Below are 3,578 nucleotides of genomic sequence, written 5' to 3' on the forward strand. Positions count from 1 at the left end.
GGGAGGACGATTACCACGGTGTGGTTCATGACTGGGGTGAAGTCGTAACAAGGTAGCCGTAGGGGAACCTGCGGCTGGATCACCTCCTTAAACGAAGCCGAATGCTTCGGTCAGAGTCCACACGAATTACTTGGTTGGCTAGTAAAGAGAGCAAAAGGGTCTGCTGGGCAGGCGCCTTTGTACTCTAGTCTGTAGTGTACAGAAACGAATGTTTCATCCTGATGAAGCCTTCCTTTCTGATCACTGGGTCAGATTTGCTCTTTAACAAATTGGACGAGATAGAACACGAATAGATTTCTCTCATTATCTCCGAGAGAAACTGTTCAAAGTGATAGCGATTTCAAGCGTTATCCGGTGTTGTCGTTGAAGTGGTTGTTGTATCGCTTCAAGGAACTGTCTCCCGTTATGGATTTCCTGGTTTACCAGGGCGTCGATAAAGGGAACACAGTTGTCTTGGGGTTATATGGTCAAGCAACTAAGCGCATACGGTGGATGCCTTGGCAGTCAGAGGCGATGAAAGACGTGGAAGCCTGCGATAAGGTTCGGGGAGCTGGCAAACGAGCTGTGATCCGGACATCTCTGAATGGGGAAACCCACCTAACTTCGGTTAGGTATCTTACACTGAATCCATAGGTGTAAGAGGCGAACCGGGGGAACTGAAACATCTAAGTACCCCGAGGAAAAGAAATCAACCGAGATTCCCTAAGTAGCGGCGAGCGAACGGGGACCAGCCCTTAAGCTGGACAACTGGTAGGAGAAGGCCCTGGAAAGAGCCGCCATAGTGGGTGATAGCCCCGTATCCGAAACCTGAGTCCAGTGAAATCGAGTAGGTCGGCGCACGAGAAACGTTGACTGAACATGGGGGGACCATCCTCCAAGGCTAAATACTCCTGACTGACCGATAGTGAACCAGTACCGTGAGGGAAAGGCGAAAAGAACCCCTGTGAGGGGAGTGAAATAGACCCTGAAACCGTATGCGTACAAGCAGTCGGAGCAGACTTGTTCTGTGACGGCGTACCTTTTGTATAATGGGTCAGCGACTTATGTTCAGTGGCGAGGTTAACCGTTTAGGGGAGCCGTAGGGAAACCGAGTCTGAATAGGGCGAATCAGTCGCTGGACATAGACCCGAAACCGGGCGATCTATCCATGAGCAGGTTGAAGGTGCCGTAACAGGCACTGGAGGACCGAACCCACTGTCGTTGAAAAGCCAGGGGATGACTTGTGGATCGGAGTGAAAGGCTAATCAAGCCCGGAGATAGCTGGTTCTCCCCGAAAGCTATTTAGGTAGCGCCTCGGACGAATACCACAGGGGGTAGAGCACTGTTTCGGCTAGGGGGTCATCTCGACTTACCAACCCGATGCAAACTCCGAATACCTGTGAGTACTATCCGGGAGACACACGGCGGGTGCTAACGTCCGTCGTGAAGAGGGAAACAACCCAGACCGCCAGCTAAGGTCCCAAAGTACCAGTTAAGTGGGAAACGATGTGGGAAGGCTCAGACAGCTAGGAGGTTGGCTTAGAAGCAGCCATCCTTTAAAGAAAGCGTAATAGCTCACTAGTCGAGTCGGCCTGCGCGGAAGATGTAACGGGGCTCAAACTGGTCACCGAAGCTGCGGCTGCACACTTACGTGTGCGGGGTAGGGGAGCGTTCTGTAAGCCTGCGAAGGTGAGTTGAGAAGCTTGCTGGAGGTATCAGAAGTGCGAATGCTGACATGAGTAACGACAATGCGGGTGAAAAACCCGCACGCCGGAAGACCAAGGGTTCCTGCGCAACGCTAATCGGCGCAGGGTGAGTCGGCCCCTAAGGCGAGACCGAAAGGTGTAGTCGATGGGAAACGGGTTAATATTCCCGTACCTTGGATAGCTGCGATGGAGAGACGGAGAAGGCTAGGTGAGCCGGGCGACGGTTGTCCCGGTTTAAGCGAGTAGGGAGTGGACTTAGGCAAATCCGGGTCCACAATCCTGAGACGTGACGACGAGTGCCCAAGGGCGCGAAGTCATTGATGCCCTGCTTCCAGGAAAATCTTCTAAGCTTCAGGCTATTCGAGACCGTACCCCAAACCGACACAGGTGGTCAGGTAGAGAATACCAAGGCGCTTGAGAGAACTCGGGTAAAGGAACTAGGCAAAATGGTGCCGTAACTTCGGGAGAAGGCACGCCGGTGTGTACGTGAAACCCCCGCGGGTGGAGCGGAAGCCGGTCGAAGATACCAGGCCCCTGCGACTGTTTATTAAAAACACAGCACTGTGCAAACACGAAAGTGGACGTATACGGTGTGACGCCTGCCCGGTGCCGGAAGGTTAATTGATGGGGTTAGCACTTGTGCGAAGCTCTTGATCGAAGCCCCGGTAAACGGCGGCCGTAACTATAACGGTCCTAAGGTAGCGAAATTCCTTGTCGGGTAAGTTCCGACCTGCACGAATGGCGTAACGATGGGGGCGCTGTCTCTACCCGAGACTCAGTGAAATTGAAATCGCCGTGAAGATGCGGTGTATCCGCGGCTAGACGGAAAGACCCCGTGAACCTTTACTATAGCTTCACAGTGAACTTTGAGCATGCTTGTGTAGGATAGCTGGGAGGCTTTGAAACTCGGACGCCAGTTCGAGTGGAGCCAACCTTGAAATACCAGCCTGGCATGTTTGAGGTTCTAACTCTGGCCCCTTATCGGGGTTGAGGACACTGTGTGGTGGGTAGTTTGACTGGGGCGGTCTCCTCCCAAAGCGTAACGGAGGAGCACAAAGGTGGGCTAAGCACGGTCGGACATCGTGCGGTTAGTGTAATGGCACAAGCCCGCTTGACTGCGAGACAGACACGTCGAGCAGGTACGAAAGTAGGTCATAGTGATCCGGTGGTTCTGTATGGAAGGGCCATCGCTCAACGGATAAAAGGTACTCCGGGGATAACAGGCTGATACCGCCCAAGAGTTCACATCGACGGCGGTGTTTGGCACCTCGATGTCGGCTCATCACATCCTGGGGCTGAAGCCGGTCCCAAGGGTATGGCTGTTCGCCATTTAAAGTGGTACGCGAGCTGGGTTTAGAACGTCGTGAGACAGTTCGGTCCCTATCTGCCGTGGACGTTGGAGATTTGAGGAAAGCTGCTCCTAGTACGAGAGGACCGGAGTGGACGAACCTCTGGTGTTCGGGTTGTCACGCCAGTGGCATTGCCCGGTAGCTATGTTCGGACAGGATAACCGCTGAAAGCATCTAAGCGGGAAGCCCCTTCCAAGATGAGATCTCCCTGAGGCCTTGAGCCTCCTGAAGAGCCGTTCAAGACCAGGACGTTGATAGGCTGGGTGTGTAAGCGCTGCGAGGCGTTGAGCTAACCAGTACTAATTGCTCGTGCGGCTTGACTATATAACACCCAAGACAATTGCGGATAACGCAAGAGCAAGGCAGACGCCAGCTCCAAGAAATCACCATCACGTTTTATCTCGTCCTTCCCAGTGATCATCCGTTTTGCCTGACGACCATAGCGGTCTGGAACCACCTGATCCCATCCCGAACTCAGACGTGAAACAGACCAGCGCCGATGGTAGTGTGGTTCGCCCATGTGAGAGTAGGTCATCGTCAGGCT

At 53.5% G+C, this 3,578-nt stretch carries 3 rRNA genes; all 3 read left to right on the forward strand.

From position 1 onward, the window contains the following. Window positions 1–90 (forward strand): 16S ribosomal RNA (locus AC13DJ_RS03785); the annotation flags it as partial. A 375-nt stretch (window positions 91–465) separates the two neighbouring features. Continuing rightward, window positions 466–3,358 (forward strand): 23S ribosomal RNA (locus tag AC13DJ_RS03790). A 105-nt stretch (window positions 3,359–3,463) separates the two neighbouring features. Further along, window positions 3,464–3,577: ribosomal RNA gene (rrf, locus tag AC13DJ_RS03795) — 5S ribosomal RNA — on the forward strand. The last annotated feature ends 1 nt before the right edge of the window (window position 3,578 follow it).

It is taken from the genome of Marinobacter sp. L-46, from assembly GCF_056859535.1.